The sequence below is a fragment of the Pseudomonas sp. MYb2 genome (genome assembly GCF_002979955.1).
Taxonomy (GTDB): domain Bacteria; phylum Pseudomonadota; class Gammaproteobacteria; order Pseudomonadales; family Pseudomonadaceae; genus Aquipseudomonas.
Genome location: NZ_PCQC01000011.1, coordinates 162,357 through 180,054 on the forward strand (window position 1 = coordinate 162,357; position 17,698 = coordinate 180,054).

Below are 17,698 nucleotides of genomic sequence, written 5' to 3' on the forward strand. Positions count from 1 at the left end.
TGCTTATTAGTTGGTTAAGTGTTGGTACTTTCTAATTGCACTGCTTTTGTTGTTTGGGTCAGTCAGCGACCCGGATGCTCAGGGTGTTAGCCATTCGGTTCCCCACCCCGGCACTCTGGTTCACCTGGATTACCCCGCGGCTGCCGGTGAAGGCCTGATCACTTGTCGTGACCTGGCGACTGCCGGGTGAGGTACCAGTTGCTCCTGAGCTCGGTAAAAACGCCACGTTCTGTTGCGAAAGGGCGCTGTCGTCAACGCTCTGCGGGGCAGCACTGATGCTGACGCGCGTCACGTTGGCCATCTGGTTGTTGGCCCCGGCGCCCTGGTTCACACCCAGGATCCCGTTGCCGTTACTGAAAGAGTTGCCGCCGATGTTGGCGCTGGCGTTGATCGAGCGACTGGCCGGCGTATCGATTTTCTGCATTACGCTGGTGTTGGCGTGGGATTCGGTGCCGATGGCAATCGCCTTGGTATTGGCCTGTTGCATCTGGTCACCAGCGGCCTGGTTGACGTTGAAGTTGCCGCGGTATTGCGCCCCGGAATCCTGAATGTTTGCGCTATTGATCGAGCTTGGGTCGGCAGCCATGGCGCTGGTGCAACCGAGCAGGGCGAGCAGAAGAAAAGTGCGATTCATCTTATTGGCCTCCGGCCATTCGGGTCAGAGGGGCAAGGCCGGTGCTCATGGCGCGGTTGACCGTATTGGAGATCGAGCCTCCCGCGCCGCCGCCACTGCCGGTTCTCATGCCAGGCAAGCCGTTGGTATTGGTCAGAGTGTTCATGCCGGGAAGGTTCGAGCTGGGCGTGGTCATGTTGCCGCGAATTGATGAGCCACTCGCGACACTGGCGAAGTCACCGTCACTGAGTTCGGTGCTGCTCAAGGTCTGATTGATGCGTGCCGACGGGTTGGCATTGACGGTGGTCGGGTAGGGGTCTTTGCCACCGTTGCGACCGATAGGAATAGGTTGAACGTCGCGATTGAGGACGATGACGCCATTACCTTCCGCCTGCACATTGAGGCTGATCAATGTGCTGGCTGCTGATCCGATCAGCAGGAGGCAGGTCATGCTCTTTTTGAAATTCCCCACGGCAGCAATTCCTTCTTCAGTGGGCTGGCCCTAGTCAGCGTTGTGAAGGAGAGAGCGAAAGCTGTGCCGCTTTTTAAATGTTTCGTGATTTCAAATGCTTACATGAATTGAACAAAGATTTGATACACGAACTGTTTCATTGTTGAAACACGCACAGTGACACCGACCTGTCTATTGGCTGAACAAAGCTCTGGAACGAGGGTTTGCGGCGATGTGTTTCAACTACGTAACAGGCCGACCGACAAAACGGTCAAGACTGTTGAAACGGCCACTTTGCCGTCAGGTGTGTGTTTCAGGAATGGACACATTTCCCCCAGAACAGGGGAAAACGGTGGGGCAGGAGCCTCTTGATCGGGGTTATTCGGCCAGCAGTTGCGCAACAGCTGCAAAAGCTTGCGCCTGGCGCCCGGCCCAATCGCCCTGAATGATTTGCACGGATTGGTGATGTTGCTCAAGCCAGGCGCGCGTGGCGTTGAAGAAGGCCAGACGCTGCTCCGGATCCGGCTGGCAGCGTTGACCGTCATCGGTCCAGTCGATGTGCTCCGGAGATAGCAGCAGGTGCAAGTCGTATTGGCGTGCCAACAGCTGGGGTTCGAGCCAGGCCGGGCAGGCACCGAACAGCGTCTGGCTCCACAAAATGTTGCTCAGCAGGTGCGTGTCGAGAATCAGCAGCGCCGGTCTTTGCGCACGAGCCTGATCTTCCCATTGCAACTGACCCCGGGCGATTTCGGGGATGTCTGCCAGGCAAGTGTCGCGCGGGTTCTGCTCAATGAACCAGCGCACGTATTCGTCCACCCGCACGCCGCCGAATTGTTGCTGAAGGCCCGCCGCCAGCCAGCTCTTGCCGGTGGATTCCGGCCCGGTAAGCACCACGACTTTCATGTGCGCAACGCCGGGTCGGCGCGCCATTCACGATAGCCTTGCACCGCGATCAAGGTGAACAGGCCGTACAAGGCTGCCGTCAGGTACAGATCCTTATAGATGAACAGCCCGACAAAGATCACATCGAGGACAAACCACAGCGCCCAGCACTGCAGACGTTTCTGCGCCATCCACAACTGTGCAACCAGGCTGAACGCCGTCAACGCTGCGTCGAGCCAAGGCTGCGCGGCATCCGTCCAGTGCGCCATGGCCGCGCCCAGCAGCAGGCTGCCGACAGCGCCGACGCTGAGCCCGATCAGAATTGAAAGCTGATCGAGACGTGTGACCTGCCGCCCGTCGTGCATCGTCCCGGCCCGCGTCCATTGCCACCAGCCGTAGACCTGCAGCGCGGCGTAAATGACTTGCAGCAACATGTCGGAATACAGCTTCACCTCAAAGAAGATCCAGCTGTAGAGCAGGACCATGACCAGCCCGATCGGCCAGCACCATGGATTCTGTTTGACCGTCAGCCAGACGGCGATCACGCCGAGGGTGGCGGCAAACAGTTCAAGCCCGGACATGGAGGTTCCTTGGGGGGACATAAAGAAGGGAGCGGATTGTACCCAAAAAACTGTAGGAGTGAGCCTGCTCGCGATAGCGCTCTATCAGCCAACGTTAGTGTTGTTGACAAAACCGCTATCGCGAGCAGGCTCACTCCTACAGGGGGGAGGTCAGACGCGGAACTGGCGTAGCAGGCCGTTGAGTTGTTCGCTCAGTTGGCCGAGCTTCACGCTGGCGGCACTCGACTGTTCGGCCGCAATCGCCGTGCTGTGCGAGAGGCCCGCCGCCTGGGTAACGTTCTGATTGATGTCCTCGACCACATGCGCCTGTTGCAGCGTGGCGCTGGCAATCGACGCGTTCAGACCATTGAGGTTACGCAGCGCCTGGCCAATCGCATTCAAACTGGCACCGGCCAGTCCGGCTTGCTCGATGGTCAATTGCGACGCCTTGCTGCTGTCGCCGATGACCTTCACGGCGGCTTCGGAATGGTTCTGCAGACGTTCGATCATCGACTGGATTTCCGCTGTCGACTTCTGCGTCCGCTGTGCCAGCAGGCGTACTTCATCCGCCACCACGGCAAACCCGCGACCTTGCTCACCGGCCCGCGCCGCTTCGATCGCGGCGTTGAGCGCGAGCAGGTTGGTCTGTTCGGCAATCGAACGGATCACTTCCAGTACGCTGCCAATCTGAGTGCTTTCGGCCGCGAGGGTGCGAATCACCTCAACCGCTTGATCGATGGTCCCGGAAAGCTTGTCGATCTGTTGCAGGCTGCCGTCGATGTTGATCTGGCCTTGCTGCGCCTGCGCTTCGGCATCGCGCATTTCAGCGGCGGCATGCTCGGCGTTCTTCGCCACGTCCTGTACGCCGTAGGTCACCTCGTTGATCGCGGTGGCCACCAGTTCCATCTGCTGCGATTGCTGTTGGCTGCGTTGCTGCGCCTGCGAGGCGTCGCTGCCCAGCTCGGTGGACGATTGGCCCAGTGCGCTGGCCGAGACCTGCAAGTCACCGATCACCCGGCGCAGTTTGGCGGTGAAAGCATTGAAGTGATGCGCCAGTTCGGTGACTTCATCCTTGCCGTGGGTATCGAGGCTACGCGTCAGGTCGCTTTCGCCGCTGGCGATGTTGGCCATCGCGTTCACGGTTTCCTGCAACGGACGCACGATGCTGCGGGCGATCAGGATGACCAGCAAGGCCATGATCATGGCAATCGCCAAGCCGATGATCGTGGCTTTGATCACCTGGCCCTTGAATTCCGCCTGCACATCGTCGACGTAAACGCCTGAGCCGATCACCCAGCCCCACGGTTCGAACAACTTGACGTACGAGGTCTTCGCCACCGGCTCACTGGCCCCGGGTTTTGGCCAACGGTAGTCGACCATGCCGGCGCCCTTGGCGCGGGCGATGGCGACCATTTCGTTGAACACCGCAAAACCATCCGGATCACGGATCGCCGAGAGGTTCTGGCCTTCGAGTTTGGGGTTGGTCGGGTGCATGACCATCACGGGCGTGAGGTCGTTGATCCAGAAATAGTCACTCTGGTCATAACGCAGTCCGCGAATCGCTGTCAGCGCCTGCTTCTGCGCCGCATCTTTGGTTAAAGTGCCGGCGGTTTCGAGGTCGTGGTAATAGGTCAGCAGGCCGCTGGCGGTTTGCACCACATGCTGGGTTTTCTGCGCTTTGGCGTGATACAGGTCATCGTGGATCTGCTTGAGCATCAATACGCCCAAGGTCAGCAACATGACCACCGCCACAATCAAAATGAGCCACAAGCGTCGGCTGATCGACACACTGCGCAAGCTGTTCATAACGCTGTCACTCCGGATTCTTGTTTTTGTAATAAACGATCGCCAGCATCCAACCACGTTTACGTGGGCGGGCATACGCGACCCAAGTCGTATAACGCAGCAGCGCTATTAAGGCTTGTCTGATAGGATTTCGGCCCCGCGCGTAAAAACCTGAATCCAAGTTGATATTTCACGGAATTTTGACTGTTTGGTCTGGATCCTGTGCGCGCGGAATCGGTACAGCATTTACCAGCTACGCTGATCGCAGTGAACGTAAAAAAATACTATCGGGGCATGCCGGCGCGCATCGCTCTTTGGGGGATTGATGGATCTTTGGACGGCCTTGCAGGCACTGATACTAGGAGTTGTAGAGGGGCTGACGGAGTTTTTGCCCATTTCCAGTACCGGACACCAGATCATTGTTGCCGACTTGCTCGACTTCGGTGGTGAGCGGGCCATGGCGTTCAACATCATCATCCAGCTCGGCGCGATCCTCGCGGTGGTCTGGGAATTTCGACGCAAGATCTTCGACGTGGTCATCGGCTTGCCGACTCAGCCCAGCGCACGGCGTTTCACTGCCAACCTGCTGATCGCCTTTCTGCCCGCCGTGGTGTTGGGCGTGATCTTTGCCGATCTGATTCACGAATACCTGTTCAATCCGATTACGGTGGCAGCGGCATTGGTTGTCGGCGGCGTCATCATGTTGTGGGCGGAAAAGCGTCAGCACGAGGTGCATGCCGAAACCGTTGACGAGATTACCTGGAAAGATGCATTGAAAGTCGGCTTCGCCCAGTGTCTGGCGATGATTCCCGGCACCTCGCGTTCCGGCTCGACCATCATTGGCGGCCTGCTGTTTGGCCTGTCACGTAAAACCGCCACGGAGTTTTCGTTCTTCCTGGCGATGCCGACCATGGTCGGCGCAGCGGTCTATTCGGGTTACAAGTATCGCGACCTGTTTGTACCGGCAGACTTCCCGGTCTTTGCCATTGGTTTCATCACGGCGTTCATCTTTGCGATGATCGCCGTGCGCGGCTTGCTGAAGTTTATTGCCAGCCATAGTTATGCGGCGTTCGCCTGGTATCGGATCGTTTTTGGCCTGCTGATTCTCGCGACCTGGCAGTTCGGCTGGGTGGACTGGGCGGCGGCCAAGCCATGAGTGATTCCCGCGCACGCCGGCCTGAAGGGCGACCTTCGGGCGGTAACAACATCCAGAACCTGAAACTGAAACTGGTCGTTCTGCTGATCGTCTGTGCGCTGCCATTGTTCGGTTCGCTGTCGATGTGGCTGCGCGGGATTTCGTGGGTGCCGTTGGCCGCCTATGGGGTCATCAGTGTGCTGGCGTTCTTCATGTATTGGGCCGACAAGCGCAAGGCCCGCGCCGATGCCTGGCGCACGCCGGAGAACATCCTCCACGCCGTGGAACTGGCCGGCGGCTGGCCCGGCGCGTTGATCGCCCAGCAGGTGTTCCGGCACAAGACGCGCAAGGTGTCGTTTCAGATTCTGTTCTGGGTGATTGTGCTGCTGCATCAGGTGTTCTGGATCGACCAGCTGTTTCTCGGCTCGAACTTGCTGGCGTTGTTCTAGTCGCCTGCACGAGTCCCTTTGTAGGAGCTGCCGAAGGCTGCGATCTTTTAACTTTGATCTTCTAAAAAGCAAAATCAACAGATCGCAGCCTTCGGCAGCTCCTACACAGGGATCGGGTTTACAGCAATAAACCGATTTGGGTTTTCTTGGGCAATTTGCTCACCACCAACTGGTGCGATCGCTGCAACAACCCCTGCAATTCCTCGGCACCCAAAGGGTAGGGCGGGTGCATGATGATCCACTGCGCCCGTGCCAGATACGGCGCCGGGTGAATGCCCGGGCGGTCGCAATGACCGAGAAACAGATCCTTGTCGACCTTGAATGCCAGTGAATCGCCGCGCAGTCCCTGCAAGGCAAACATCTTGTTGCCGGCAATCGAAAACACCCGCACGCCGCCCCACTTGTAATCTTCTCGCGCCCCCGGCAATGCCAGGCAGAATTCAGCGACGTCCGCTTCGCTCATCTTTCCCTTCTTCATAACAACCGCTCCCCACAGGCATTGAACGATTCGACCAGGTGATCGATCCATGCGCGCACCGCCGGCATCACTCCGCGCCGATGCGGATACACCGCTTGCAACCAGCCGCCGGGGAGTGACCACTCGGGCAGCAATTGCACCAGCGTGCCGTTTTGCAGTTCCTCTTCGCAATACATCATCGGTAGCAAAGTAAAACCCTGACCGGCCAGTACACAGGCTTTGCGCACAATAAAGTCATCAATGCCCAGTCGCGCTTCCATGTTCAGCTCGAAGCTTTCGCCCTGTTGATCGAGCAAGCGCACATGCACCAGGCGATCTGCCTCAAGCGCGCCGAGCACCGGCAGATTTTTCAGGTCTTGCGGATGGTTGATCGATTGGCCCTGTACAAAATCCGGGCTGGCAACCACGACCATTTGCGCCTGACGCAGGCGTCGGGTGACCAGCAATGGATCTTCATCACCGTGTTCGCGTACGCGCAGCGCAACATCAAAGCCTTCGCCGACCAGATCGACCCGGCGATTGAGCAATACGACTTCCAGTTGCACCTGAGGAAATTTGCCGAGGAATTCGCTGATGACCCACGGCAACATTTCCCGGGCCAGGCCGGTGGGGCAAGAGACGCGCAGTCGACCACGTGGCTCGCTGGACATGCTCGCGACCGCCTCATCGGCCATTTCCGCTTCCAGCAGCATCGCCTGGCAGTGACGCAGATAACGTTCCCCCACCGCCGTGAGGTTGAGTTGACGGGTGGTGCGTTGCAGCAAACGTGCCCCGAGGCGCTCTTCGAGTTCGGCAATGCGCCGTGACAAACGCGATTTGGGAATGCCCAGCAGACGCCCAGCGGCAGCAAAGCCACCGGCCTCGACGACTTTGGCGAAATAGTAGAGATCGTTGAGGTCTTGCATGAGTGAATCCAGACTGTTCTATCAATGGGACAAACTATCGCATTTCAGGCGGCTAATCATCCATTGGTTTCTTGCGTAGGATTGTCTCCATTCCATCGCCACCGGCGATTCCTTCCAGGAGATTCCACATGAAACTGCTGCATATCGATTCGAGCATTCTGGGCGACAACTCGGCTTCCCGTCAGTTGAGCAGCCAAGTCGTCAAAGCCTGGCAAGTCGCCGAGCCGAGCGCTGTGGTGACTTACCGTGACCTGGCCGCCGACGCCATCAGCCACTTCTCGTCGACCACCCTGGTCGCCGCTGGCACCACCGCTGAACTGCGCAACGCCGCACAACAGCACGAAGCCGAATTGAGCGCCTCGACGCTGGCCGAGTTCCTTGCTGCCGACGCCGTCGTTATCGCTGCGCCGATGTACAACTTCACCGTGCCGACTCAACTTAAAGCGTGGATCGACCGCGTTGCCGTCGCCGGTCAAACCTTCCGTTACACCGAAGCCGGCCCTGAAGGTCTGTGCGGTGGCAAGAAAGTGGTGATCGTATCCACTGCTGGCGGCATTCATGCTGGTCAAGCGAGCGGCATCGCCCACGAAGAATATCTGAAGCTGGTTCTCGGTTTCCTCGGCATCACCGACATCGAGATCGTTCGCGCCGAAGGCCTAGCCTACGGTGATGAAGTGCGCAACAACGCCATGACTGCCGCCCAAGCGAAGATCAGCGAGCAACTGTTTGCCGCAGCGTAAGGCCTGCGCAAAGAACAGCTGAGGTTCAGGTAACACCCAAAAAACTCTGTATTCTGGTTCCGCAAGGGCCAAATACGGAGTTTTTTGTTTCTGGCTGTTACATAATCTGGCCCGGGTTATGCAATCACAGAATCAGCGTCTGAATGCATTGTCGTACCGAAACGCCGAATCCCCGGCATTTCAGGCCCGCAACGCAACGGATCTTTCGATTGAGTAACAACAGGGTGGGGCATCCCATGATGCGTCTTTGTGCAACGTTACTGATTTGCCTGCTCGGCAGCCTGAATTCAGTGCAAGCGGCGCCTGGACGTCATCCTGTGTGGAGCGTCGGTTATCACGAGATGACCTTCCTCGATCCACTGGACCTGCAACCCATGCGGGCCATCGCGTTCTATCCCTCCAGCGACCGTGAGCACATGAGCCTGCTTGAGGGCTATTCAGTGGAGGCCGGCGAAGACACCAAAGTCGCCATTGGCCGCTTTCCGATGCTGATGCTTTCCCACGGCAACACCGGCACGCCGCTGGCGCTGCACGATCTGGCGACGTCGCTGGCGCGCAAAGGTTTTGTCGTGGTGGCGGTGATTCACCCCGGTGACAACTCCAAAGACCACAGCCGGCTGGGCACCCTGAGTAATCTTTACGGGCGGCCGATCCAGATTTCCGAAGCGATTACCGCGACCCTGGGCGACCGCATGCTTGCGCCGTACGTCAACGCCAATCAGGTCGGTGTTATCGGTTATTCGGCGGGGGGCGAAACCGCGTTGATTCTATCCGGTGCGCAACCGGATCTGGATCGCCTGCGGCGTTATTGCCAGGAACGGCCGGACGACCATGACGCCTGCAACACCCAAGGGGAACTGATCGTCGATCGCGATGACCTGCAACCGGTGGCCGATCCGCGTGTCCACGCCTTGCTGTTGATGGCGCCGCTTAGCCTGAAATTCGGCCGTCATACCCTGGCCGATGTGCACGTGCCGGTGCTGCTCTATAGCGGCGATGGCGACAAACTGGTGGCCTTCGACAAGAACGCGGCGGCGCTGGCGCGCAAACTGCCAACAGCGCCGGATTTCAAATTACTGGCCGGGGCGGGGCACTTCGTCTTTATGGCGCCGTGTAATGAAGAGCAGATTCGCGCCATGCCGGCGTTGTGTACCGACGCTGATGGCGTGGATCGCGAGGACATTCACCGTAATCTGATCTCCGAGGCCGGACGGTTTTTCTCCCATGCGCTGGGCCAATCAACGCGTGCGGGTATGCAAACGGCGGATCAATAGATCAAAAGATCGCAGACTTCGGCAGCTCCTGCAGGATGTACGCCATTCCCATGTAGGAGCTGCCGAAGGCTGCGATCTTTTGATCGTGTTTTTCAATCCTTCGCGCGACGCATCAGCAGCAGGGTCAGCCCCAACCCAATCACCGACAACAACGCTGCACAGAAGAAAATCCACGCATACCCAAGATTCAACGCCACCGCGCCCATCAATGGTCCGGCAATCGCCAGCGCCAGATCGAAGAACACCGCGTAAGCGCCCAGCCCGGAACCACGGCTGGAGCTGGGCACTTGCTTGATCGCTTCTACACCCAAAGCTGGATACACCAGCGACAAGCCAAACCCGGCCAGCCCCGCGCCGATCAAGGCAAAAGCGGTGGACGGCGCCAGCCACAACAGCACCAGCCCCACGGTTTCTATAGTCATACATGCAATGGCTGACTTGAAGCCACCGAAGCGACTGATCGCCGAGATAAACATCAGCCGTGACAGGATGAAGCACACGCCAAACACCGTCAGGCAGTACGCCGCACCGGTCCAGCCACGGTTGAGGTAATAAAGCGTGATGAAGGTGGTCAGCGTGCCGTAGCCGATTGAGGCGAGGGTCAGGCTGGCGCCATACGGGGCAATCCGTCCGAACACCGCCCAGAATGGCAGCCGTTCGCCACGGATCACCGGCACCGACGGTTTATTGCGGATCAGCAGCAGTGCGCCGGCCGCGAGGACCGCCAGCGCGATGCCGAGGCTGGTGAAACCGTAATCGGCGACCATTACCACACCCAGCGGCGCCCCAATGGCAATCGCGCCATAGGAAGCGATGCCGTTCCAGCCAATGGATTTTGCGGTGTGCTCGACGCCGACCTGGCCCATGCACCAACTGATCGTGCCGACGCCAATCAGCCCTTGCGCGATGCCGAGCAGCAAGCGCCCGATAATCAAAATGATCAGGCTGGTCAGCGGAAAGTCTTGCAGCAGCGTAGAGACCAAGGTCAGCAAGCCGCTGAGGACAATCCCCCACAAGCCATAAATGATCGCCCGCTTAGTGCCGACCGTATCCGACATGCGCCCGGCCATTGGCCGGCTGAGCAGGGTGGCCAGGTATTGCGAGCCGATCACCAGCCCGGCAATGACCGCGCTGAAACCCAATTGCTCGTGCACATAACCGGGCAACACTGCGATCGGCAAACCGATGCAGAGAAACGCAATAAAGGTATAGAAAACGATGGAGACGATCTGCAGGGTGATCGCCATGGAGCTTTGCGGTGGCTGTTGCTGCGCAGACATGAGAACTCGTTCGCGGGCGGCGGTGGGAGAGTTCGAGCATCATGGCGTGGGCTTGCGATAAAAGAAAGCAGGCTAACTACTTTCCATCCCGCCGATCGTTCCCACGCTCTGCGTGGTAACGCCGCCACGGACGCTCCGCGTCCCGCTCGTGTGACGCGGAGCGTCACGGGATGCATTCCCACGCAGAGCGTGGGAACGATCAGCACCCTGAATGCAAAAAGCCCCGTCACATGGACAGGGCTTTAGCTTGGAGCTAACAGCGCAACACTAGAAGCTGCTGTTTAGAACACAACACCCTGACTACGCAGGTAGTCATCGTAGGTGCCGCTGAAGTCAGTCACGCCATCCGGGGTCAGCTCGATGATGCGCGTGGCCAGGGACGATACGAACTCACGGTCGTGGCTGACGAAGATCAGCGTGCCCGGGTAGTTTTCCAGCGCCAGGTTCAGCGCCTCGATCGATTCCATGTCCAAGTGGTTGGTCGGTTCGTCCATGATCAGCACGTTCGGCTTTTGCAGGATCAGCTTGCCGAACAGCATGCGACCTTGCTCACCACCGGAAATCACTTTGACCGACTTGAGGATCTCGTCGTTGGAGAACAGCATGCGGCCCAAAGTGCCGCGAATCATCTGCTCGCCCTGAGTCCATTGACCCATCCAGTCGAACAGAGTGACGTCGTCTTCGAAGTCGTGAGCGTGATCCTGGGCGTAGTAGCCCAACTCGGCGGCATCGGTCCACTTGATGCTGCCGGCGTCCGGGGTCAGTTCGTTGACCAGAGTGCGCAGCAGGGTGGTTTTACCGATACCGTTCGGACCGATGATCGCTACGCGCTCGCCAGCTTCAACCTGGAAGCTGAAGTCCTTGAACAGCGGCTTGCCGTCGAAACCTTTGGCCATCTTCTCGACCATGACAGCCTGACGGTGCAGCTTCTTGTTCTGATCGAAACGGATGAACGGGCTGACACGGCTCGAAGGCTTGACCTCGGCCAGCTGGATCTTGTCGATCGCCTTGGCGCGGGAAGTGGCCTGCTTGGCTTTCGAGGCGTTGGCCGAGAAGCGGCTGACGAACGATTGCAGCTCGGAAATCTGTGCTTTCTTCTTGGCGTTGTCCGACAGCAGTTGCTCGCGGGACTGGGTCGCCACGGTCATGTACTCGTCGTAGTTGCCCGGGAACAGGCGCAGCTCGCCGTAATCCAGGTCAGCCATGTGCGTGCACACGCTGTTCAGGAAGTGACGGTCGTGAGAGATGATGATCATCAGACTGCTACGCTGGGTCAGGATGTTCTCCAGCCAGCGAATGGTATTGATATCCAGGTGGTTGGTCGGTTCGTCGAGCAACAGCACTTCCGGGTCGGAAAACAGTGCCTGCGCCAGCAAAACGCGCAGTTTCCAGCCAGGTGACACTTCGCTCATCGGGCCGAAGTGTTGTTCGATGCCGATACCCAGACCCAGCAACAGCTCACCGGCACGGGATTCGGCGGTGTAACCGTCCATTTCGGCAAATTCGGTTTCCAGCTCGGCCACGGCCATGCCGTCTTCTTCGCTCATTTCCGGCAGCGAGTAGATGCGGTCGCGCTCGGCCTTGACCTTCCACAGCTCTTCGTGACCCATGATCACGGTATCGATCACGGTGAATTCTTCGTAGGCGAACTGGTCCTGGCGCAGTTTACCCAGACGCACGTTCGGCTCGAGCATGACTTGGCCGCCGGTCGGATCAAGGTCACCGCCGAGGATTTTCATGAAGGTCGACTTGCCGCAACCGTTGGCGCCGATCAGGCCGTAGCGGTTGCCCGCGCCGAATTTGACCGAAACGTTTTCGAAGAGCGGCTTGGCGCCGAACTGCATCGTGATGTTAGCTGTAGAAATCAAGAGTTTTTCCTGCGAAGCATTCGAGTAGCGAGGGTGCGGCTGGAGCGCTTGGCCCGAGTCAAAGTGCGCTGAAGCGGGAAAGACCCGTCATCAACCAAGGGGGGCGCGTAAAGTTTGGCGGCGATTGTACTGGTCTGGCTCTTTAAACGATAGGGCGATCACGTCAAGATCGCCGATTGGCATGCTCGCGAGACAGATTTTCACAGATGAAGGTTCACTATCGGTTACAAAGTGTGGCTAAAATGCCATCCATTCACCCAGCGCCCCATCACGGCGCGGGCTCATGGATGTGCCATTTGTATTCAGACCACTGCATCAGACGCTGGGCCTCAGGCCGTCAGGCGCGCAGTTTGTTCACTTCTGACGTGTGACGATTTCCGTGAAACTCATCATTGCTGCTATTTATGTCATTTCGATTGCATACGTTCATCTTCGTGGCCGTGTGCGCCACAAGCTGGGTCGCCAGCTCAGCGATCACTCGACGTTTCTGGCGCCGATCAATTGCTTCCTGTACCTGTTCTCGAAAAAGCCCAACAAACCTTTTCTCGATCCGTCGGAGTTTCCTGATCTAAGCCCCTTGCAGGCACATTGGCAGGAGATTCGCGAAGAAGGTCAGAATTTGCTGCGCGCTGGGGAGATCAAGCGTTCTAACCAATACGATGACGTCGGCTTCAACTCGTTCTTCAAATCCGGCTGGAAGCGTTTTTATCTGAAGTGGTATGGCGAAAGCCATCCATCGGCAATGAAACTGTGCCCGCGCACCACTGAACTGGTGCAGAGCATCGGTTCGATCAAGGCAGCGATGTTTGCCGAGCTGCCACCCGGCTCGAAACTGGTACGCCATCGTGATCCGTATGCAGGCTCCTACCGTTATCACCTGGGCCTGGAAACGCCAAACGACGCCGGTTGCTACATCAACGTCGACGGTGAGAACTATCACTGGCGCGACGGCGAAGCGGTGATGTTCGACGAGACTTTTATTCATTACGCAGAAAACACCACCGACCAGAACCGGATCATCCTGTTCTGTGACATCGAACGTCCGATGAAATACCGCTGGGCGGCGGCGTTCAACAGTTGGTTCAGTCGCACCGTGATGTCGGCGGCGGGTGCGCCAAACGATGCCGGTGATAAAACCGGTGGGATCAACCGTTTGTTTGCCAGAATCTACAAGATTCGCTTGCGCGGCAAAGAATTGAAAAAGCGTAATCGCAAGCTGTATTACATGGAAAAATGGGCGATCTTCGGTGGTTTGCTGGCGATCTTCATCCTGATCTGACGAATCCTTTGACTCACAGGTCGCTGTAGCAGCTGTCGAGTGCAACGAGGCTGTGATCTTTTTACCCTGCTGAAGTGAGATCAAAGGCAAAAGATCACAGCGTGCGGCAGCTCCTACATTGGACCTGCGTCGCGTCGGAGTGCTACGACTCTCGCAAAAACAACCTGTCAGTTGCCTGACGCTTTCTTCGTTTTCTTCGCCGGCGCAGCCTTGGCTTTCGGCTTCGCCGCCGCTTTCCCGCCCAGACTGCGTTTAAGCAGTTCCGTCAAATCAATCACATCCGCAGACTTGCGCTCTTCCTCGCCACCCACCGTCTCGACATCTTCGATCTTGCCTTCATGGGCCTTTTTCTCGACGAGGGCCATGATCTTGTCTTCAAACTCGTCCTTGTAATCCTCGGGTTTCCAGTCTGCGCTCATGTCCTGCACGAGTCGCTTGGCCATGTCCAGCTCACCTTTTGCCAGTTGTGGCTTGGTCACCTCACTGCCCAGCGCCAGTTCATCGAGGCTGCGCACCTCCTGTGGCCAACGCAGCTTTACCAGCACCAGCGCCGATTCCAGCGGCATCAACGCCGCCAGATACTGGCGGGTATGTAAAACCACACGGGCGAGGGCAACCTTGTTGGTTTTGCTCAGCGTCTCACGCAGCAGCGCATACACCTTGCCGCCGCGCTTGTCGGGTGCCAAGTAATAAGGTGTGTCGATGTTTTGCAGGGGGATTTGCTCGGCATCGACAAAGGAAAAGATATCAATGGTTTGCGTTGAGACCGGGTGCGCTGAACGGATTTCTTCTTCGCTAAGCACCACATAGCGACCCTTTTCGTAGGCCACGCCTTTGACAATGTGCTCTTTGGTGACTTCCTTGCCGGTCACTTTGTTTACGCGTTTATAGCCCACCGGATCCATGCTGCGGCTGTCAAGCCAGTCGAAATCGACGCCTTGCGACGAGGTCGCCGAGACCAGCGCGACGGGGATGTGTACCAGTCCGAAACTGATCGCGCCTTTCCAGATTGCCCGAGCCATGGTGAGTTCTCCGAGTGATGATCAGGTGACCTGTTGCGCTGGGCGAAAGTTTCCAGTGATTGCGGCGGCCGCCGCTGACTTGGTCAAGCCGTGTTACATGTTGTTTAAAGGCTGTGACTTAACAAATCCGAACCCTGGGCGTAGCGTGGACTCGAAGGCACTATCCCTGGAGCATCGAGAGGCCGCCCCATGAACCGATTTCTGTTTGTCATCGCTTTCCTCAGCCTCGGTGCGGGCTGGGCTCATGCGGACGTGCCATCCACCACGCTGCTGCTGGCACAAAGTCCGACCGGCAACAGCAACAATCCCTACAACAGTCCGATCCGCCGGGCCAACCCCAACAGCATGCAGGGCACTCAACCCAGTGCACCGCCGATCCGTGGCCCCAATACCGTGCCGGCGCCGCGCCCGCCGACCCTCGAAAACCGTGGTATCGGCAATGGTCAGCCAATCCGCTCGGTGCCGAGTACACCGCCGACCTTCATCCCCAATCCACCTTCACGAAGCACCGGTACTACCCGTTAAACGACAGGACTGAAGCCTGTCAGCCTTGAGACGAACAAAAGGAATCGTGCATGTTGCGTAAAACCCTTCTAGCCAGCCTTTGCGTCGGCGCACTGATCAGTGCTCCAGCGTTTGCCGCAGCGCCCAAAGAATTGCAAAGCGAACAGGGCACTCTTGAAGTCACCACGATTACCCAAGGTCTTGAACATCCATGGGCCTTGGCGTTTCTGCCGGATCGCCAAGGCATGCTGGTGACTGAGCGCCCGGGCAACCTGCGGGTGGTGGGTGTCGATGGCAAGCTGTCAGCACCGATCAGCGGAGTACCGCAAGTCTGGGCCAAGGGCCAGGGTGGTTTGCTCGATGTGGTGCTGTCGCCGGACTTCAAACAGGATCGGCTGGTGTATCTGTCTTACGCCGAAGGTGGCGGTGCCGGCGACAAAGCCGGAACGGCGGTGGGGCGCGGGCGACTGTCGGATGACCTGAAGTCGCTCAAGGATTTCAAGGTGATCTTCCGCCAGGAACCGAAACTTTCGGTGGGCAATCACTTTGGTTCGCGCTTGGTGTTCGATCGTGACGGATACCTGTTCATCACGCTCGGCGAAAACAACGACCGGCCCACCGCACAGGATCTCGACAAGCTGCAAGGCAAAGTCGTGCGTATCTACCCCGACGGCAGGGTACCGGACGATAACCCCTTTGTCGGTCAGTCCGGCGTTCGTCCGGAGATATGGTCTTACGGCCAACGCAACCCGCAAGGCGCAGCGCTCAATCCATGGACCGGCACGCTTTGGGAAAATGAACACGGCCCGCGCGGTGGCGACGAGGTAAACATCATCGAGCGGGGCAAGAACTACGGCTGGCCGCTAGCGACCCATGGCATCAACTATTCCATGCAGCCTATCCCCGAGGCACAAGGCAAGACCGCCGAAGGCACAATTGCGCCACATCATGTCTGGGAAAAGTCGCCGGGCGTCAGCGGTATGGCCTTCTATGACGGCGACCGCTTCAAGCCTTGGCAACACAATGCGTTTATCGGCGCGCTGGTGACGCAGGAGCTGATCCGCTTGCAACTCGAGGGCGACAAGGTTGTGCACGAGGAGCGCTTGCTCGGCGAACTCAAACAGCGCATCCGCGACGTACGACAAGGGCCGGACGGCTACCTGTACGTGCTCACGGATGAGTCGAACGGCGCCCTGTACAAATTGGGCCTCAAACCCAGCCTTTGACCGCCATCCCCCCTGTAGGAGCTGTCGAGTGCAACGAGGCTGCGATCTTTTGATTTTAAAAAACAAGATCAAAAGATCGCAGCCTCGTTGCACTCGGCAGCTCCTACAGATACGGATGGGGCTTATGTTTCGCGGGAGAACAGGACGACTGCCGCACGCAACTTGCCTCGGCCAAATCGGCACATTTTTTCGAACTCTTCATGACTGACAGGCACGTGCTGGCAGTCCATCGGCTGGCGATGCTGGCTGTGATCGACATCCGGATCATGCAGATAAACAAAGTCCTCATCACAGTCGGTGACCATCACCCAGTGCGGGGACTTGGAACGAGTCAACCGATAGCTGCTGATCAACACCAGCGGCTGTCCCCCAGCGGCGAGTAACTGCGGGAGGTCCAGAGCAACACCGATCACTTGCTCGACGTCGCACTCCGCCAATTGCGCCATGAACTCCTCGTGCACCAAGCGCATGACGTCTTTTTTATGCGCATCGCGTACACCATCAAGAAACAACGCCCCGGTCAGACTCACCTGCAGGCGTACTCGAAACCCCCGTCGCCAAGCCGCCAGCGCCAACCCTTGCGGACTGCATCCGCCATGGCCGGAAGTCATGAACACCGTGGTCGCTTCCCGCCAGATCTGCAGCTCCTCACGACGTTCGAGTAAACGTTGAGCCTGCAATGCGCCCATGGCCATCAGCAGGCCGGCCGGGCCGCAGGTGAATTCGGTGGTTTGCGGGTAGTAGGGCGCTTTGATGCTGCGCGAGTCGCGATGCTCGAGGATGCGTTTTTCCAGGCGCAGTGCATCGGCATGGTCCTCGTAGTAATCGTGAATCACCGCAAAGCGCCGGTAGCCGTTGCGCTCGTACAGGGCAATCGCGGCCGGGTTGTCAGTGCGTACTTCCAGCCTCAGGTAGGCGCAATCATGCTCAAGGGCAACGGCCTCGATCCGTTGCAACAGTTGTTTGCCCAATCCGCTGCCGCGCGACTCGGCGGCAATGGCAATCGAGTACAACCGCGCCAGTGATGTGCCGCGATGAAACAACACCAGTGCGTAACCCAGCAACTGGCCGCTGGATTCTGCCACCAGCAACTGCCCGTTAGCCCGGGTGATCATCCACTGGAAGCTGCGACTGGTGAGCCGATCGGTAGTGAAGCATTGCATTTCCAATGCCAGCAACGCCGGCAAATCTTCAACTACCGCCAAACGAAAAATCGCACTCATATGACCACCGTAAAAGTTGCGTAA

General features: G+C 58.2%; 18 protein-coding genes. 7 read left to right on the forward strand and 11 right to left on the reverse strand.

What is annotated here, in order from left to right; translation table 11 throughout:
* Positions 1 to 58: 58 nt before the first annotated feature.
* The 5 genes from CQ009_RS19180 to CQ009_RS19200 form a co-directional block, all read right to left on the reverse strand.
* Positions 59 to 634 carry a hypothetical protein gene (locus tag CQ009_RS19180; protein ID WP_064391133.1) on the reverse strand — a complete coding sequence of 192 codons (576 nt, stop codon included), beginning with the start codon at positions 632 to 634 and terminating at the stop codon, positions 59 to 61.
* Position 635: 1 nt separating this feature from the next.
* Positions 636 to 1,085: a hypothetical protein gene (locus CQ009_RS19185; RefSeq protein ID WP_064391134.1), complete on the reverse strand. Its 450-nt coding sequence runs from the start codon at positions 1,083 to 1,085 to the stop codon at positions 636 to 638.
* Positions 1,086 to 1,442: 357 nt separating this feature from the next.
* A complete protein-coding gene (locus tag CQ009_RS19190) occupies positions 1,443 to 1,967 on the reverse strand; it encodes an AAA family ATPase (RefSeq protein ID WP_064391172.1) in 525 nt (174 codons plus the stop codon).
* Positions 1,964 to 2,527 (reverse strand): nicotinamide riboside transporter PnuC, encoded by a 564-nt coding sequence (gene pnuC, locus CQ009_RS19195; RefSeq protein ID WP_105708191.1) that lies wholly within the window; start codon positions 2,525 to 2,527, stop codon positions 1,964 to 1,966. The genes CQ009_RS19190 and pnuC overlap by 4 nt, the downstream gene beginning before the upstream one ends.
* A 150-nt stretch (positions 2,528 to 2,677) precedes the next feature.
* A complete protein-coding gene (locus tag CQ009_RS19200; protein WP_064391136.1) occupies positions 2,678 to 4,312 on the reverse strand; it encodes a methyl-accepting chemotaxis protein in 1,635 nt (544 codons plus the stop codon).
* 304 nt (positions 4,313 to 4,616) lie between these two features.
* On the opposite strand from CQ009_RS19200, the gene CQ009_RS19205 reads away from it, so the two are divergent.
* Both CQ009_RS19205 and CQ009_RS19210 read left to right on the forward strand, forming a co-directional pair.
* The gene (locus tag CQ009_RS19205) at positions 4,617 to 5,447 is read left to right on the forward strand and encodes an undecaprenyl-diphosphate phosphatase (RefSeq protein ID WP_105708193.1); all 831 of its coding nucleotides are present in this window, start codon (positions 4,617 to 4,619) and stop codon (positions 5,445 to 5,447) included.
* On the forward strand, positions 5,444 to 5,875 hold the full coding sequence (locus tag CQ009_RS19210) for a DUF1294 domain-containing protein (protein ID WP_105708195.1): 432 nt from the start codon (positions 5,444 to 5,446) through the stop codon (positions 5,873 to 5,875). Before CQ009_RS19205 ends, CQ009_RS19210 begins: the two co-directional genes overlap by 4 nt.
* 118 nt (positions 5,876 to 5,993) lie before the next feature.
* On the opposite strand, the gene CQ009_RS19215 is transcribed toward CQ009_RS19210, so the two are convergent.
* Together CQ009_RS19215 and CQ009_RS19220 are read right to left on the reverse strand one after the other, a co-directional pair.
* A complete protein-coding gene (locus tag CQ009_RS19215) occupies positions 5,994 to 6,353 on the reverse strand; it encodes an MmcQ/YjbR family DNA-binding protein (protein WP_064391139.1) in 360 nt (119 codons plus the stop codon).
* On the reverse strand, positions 6,350 to 7,258 hold the full coding sequence (locus tag CQ009_RS19220) for a LysR substrate-binding domain-containing protein (protein WP_064391140.1): 909 nt from the start codon (positions 7,256 to 7,258) through the stop codon (positions 6,350 to 6,352). The genes CQ009_RS19215 and CQ009_RS19220 overlap by 4 nt, the downstream gene beginning before the upstream one ends.
* A 128-nt stretch (positions 7,259 to 7,386) precedes the next feature.
* Between CQ009_RS19220 and CQ009_RS19225 the strand changes: the two genes are divergently transcribed.
* Both CQ009_RS19225 and CQ009_RS19230 read left to right on the forward strand, forming a co-directional pair.
* Positions 7,387 to 7,998, forward strand: coding sequence for an FMN-dependent NADH-azoreductase (locus CQ009_RS19225; RefSeq protein ID WP_105708197.1), 612 nt, complete (start codon positions 7,387 to 7,389; stop codon positions 7,996 to 7,998).
* A 236-nt stretch (positions 7,999 to 8,234) separates the two neighbouring features.
* Complete coding sequence (locus CQ009_RS19230) at positions 8,235 to 9,272, forward strand: dienelactone hydrolase (RefSeq protein ID WP_064391142.1); 1,038 nt, start codon at positions 8,235 to 8,237, stop codon at positions 9,270 to 9,272.
* Positions 9,273 to 9,364: 92 nt separating this feature from the next.
* On the opposite strand, the gene CQ009_RS19235 is transcribed toward CQ009_RS19230, so the two are convergent.
* Together CQ009_RS19235 and CQ009_RS19240 are read right to left on the reverse strand one after the other, a co-directional pair.
* Positions 9,365 to 10,552, reverse strand: a complete 1,188-nt coding sequence (locus CQ009_RS19235) for an MFS transporter (protein WP_064391143.1) — start codon at positions 10,550 to 10,552, stop codon at positions 9,365 to 9,367.
* A gap of 281 nt (positions 10,553 to 10,833) precedes the next feature.
* The gene (locus CQ009_RS19240; RefSeq protein ID WP_105708199.1) at positions 10,834 to 12,420 is read right to left on the reverse strand and encodes an ABC-F family ATPase; all 1,587 of its coding nucleotides are present in this window, start codon (positions 12,418 to 12,420) and stop codon (positions 10,834 to 10,836) included.
* A 379-nt stretch (positions 12,421 to 12,799) separates the two neighbouring features.
* Here CQ009_RS19240 and lpxO point away from each other — a divergent pair, with 379 nt between their 5' ends.
* Positions 12,800 to 13,699, forward strand: a complete 900-nt coding sequence (gene lpxO, locus CQ009_RS19245; protein WP_064391173.1) for a lipid A hydroxylase LpxO — start codon at positions 12,800 to 12,802, stop codon at positions 13,697 to 13,699.
* 167 nt (positions 13,700 to 13,866) lie between these two features.
* Here lpxO and CQ009_RS19250 read toward each other — a convergent pair whose 3' ends face one another.
* On the reverse strand, positions 13,867 to 14,721 hold the full coding sequence (locus CQ009_RS19250; RefSeq protein WP_064391145.1) for a Ku protein: 855 nt from the start codon (positions 14,719 to 14,721) through the stop codon (positions 13,867 to 13,869).
* A gap of 189 nt (positions 14,722 to 14,910) precedes the next feature.
* Here CQ009_RS19250 and CQ009_RS19255 point away from each other — a divergent pair, with 189 nt between their 5' ends.
* Both CQ009_RS19255 and CQ009_RS19260 read left to right on the forward strand, forming a co-directional pair.
* Complete coding sequence (locus CQ009_RS19255) at positions 14,911 to 15,246, forward strand: hypothetical protein (protein ID WP_105708201.1); 336 nt, start codon at positions 14,911 to 14,913, stop codon at positions 15,244 to 15,246.
* A 50-nt stretch (positions 15,247 to 15,296) separates the two neighbouring features.
* A complete protein-coding gene (locus CQ009_RS19260; RefSeq protein WP_105708203.1) occupies positions 15,297 to 16,451 on the forward strand; it encodes a PQQ-dependent sugar dehydrogenase in 1,155 nt (384 codons plus the stop codon).
* A 122-nt stretch (positions 16,452 to 16,573) separates the two neighbouring features.
* Here the strand turns inward: CQ009_RS19260 and rimI are convergent, their stop codons facing one another.
* Complete coding sequence (rimI, locus tag CQ009_RS19265; RefSeq protein WP_105708204.1) at positions 16,574 to 17,674, reverse strand: ribosomal protein S18-alanine N-acetyltransferase; 1,101 nt, start codon at positions 17,672 to 17,674, stop codon at positions 16,574 to 16,576.
* Positions 17,675 to 17,698: the final 24 nt, after the last annotated feature.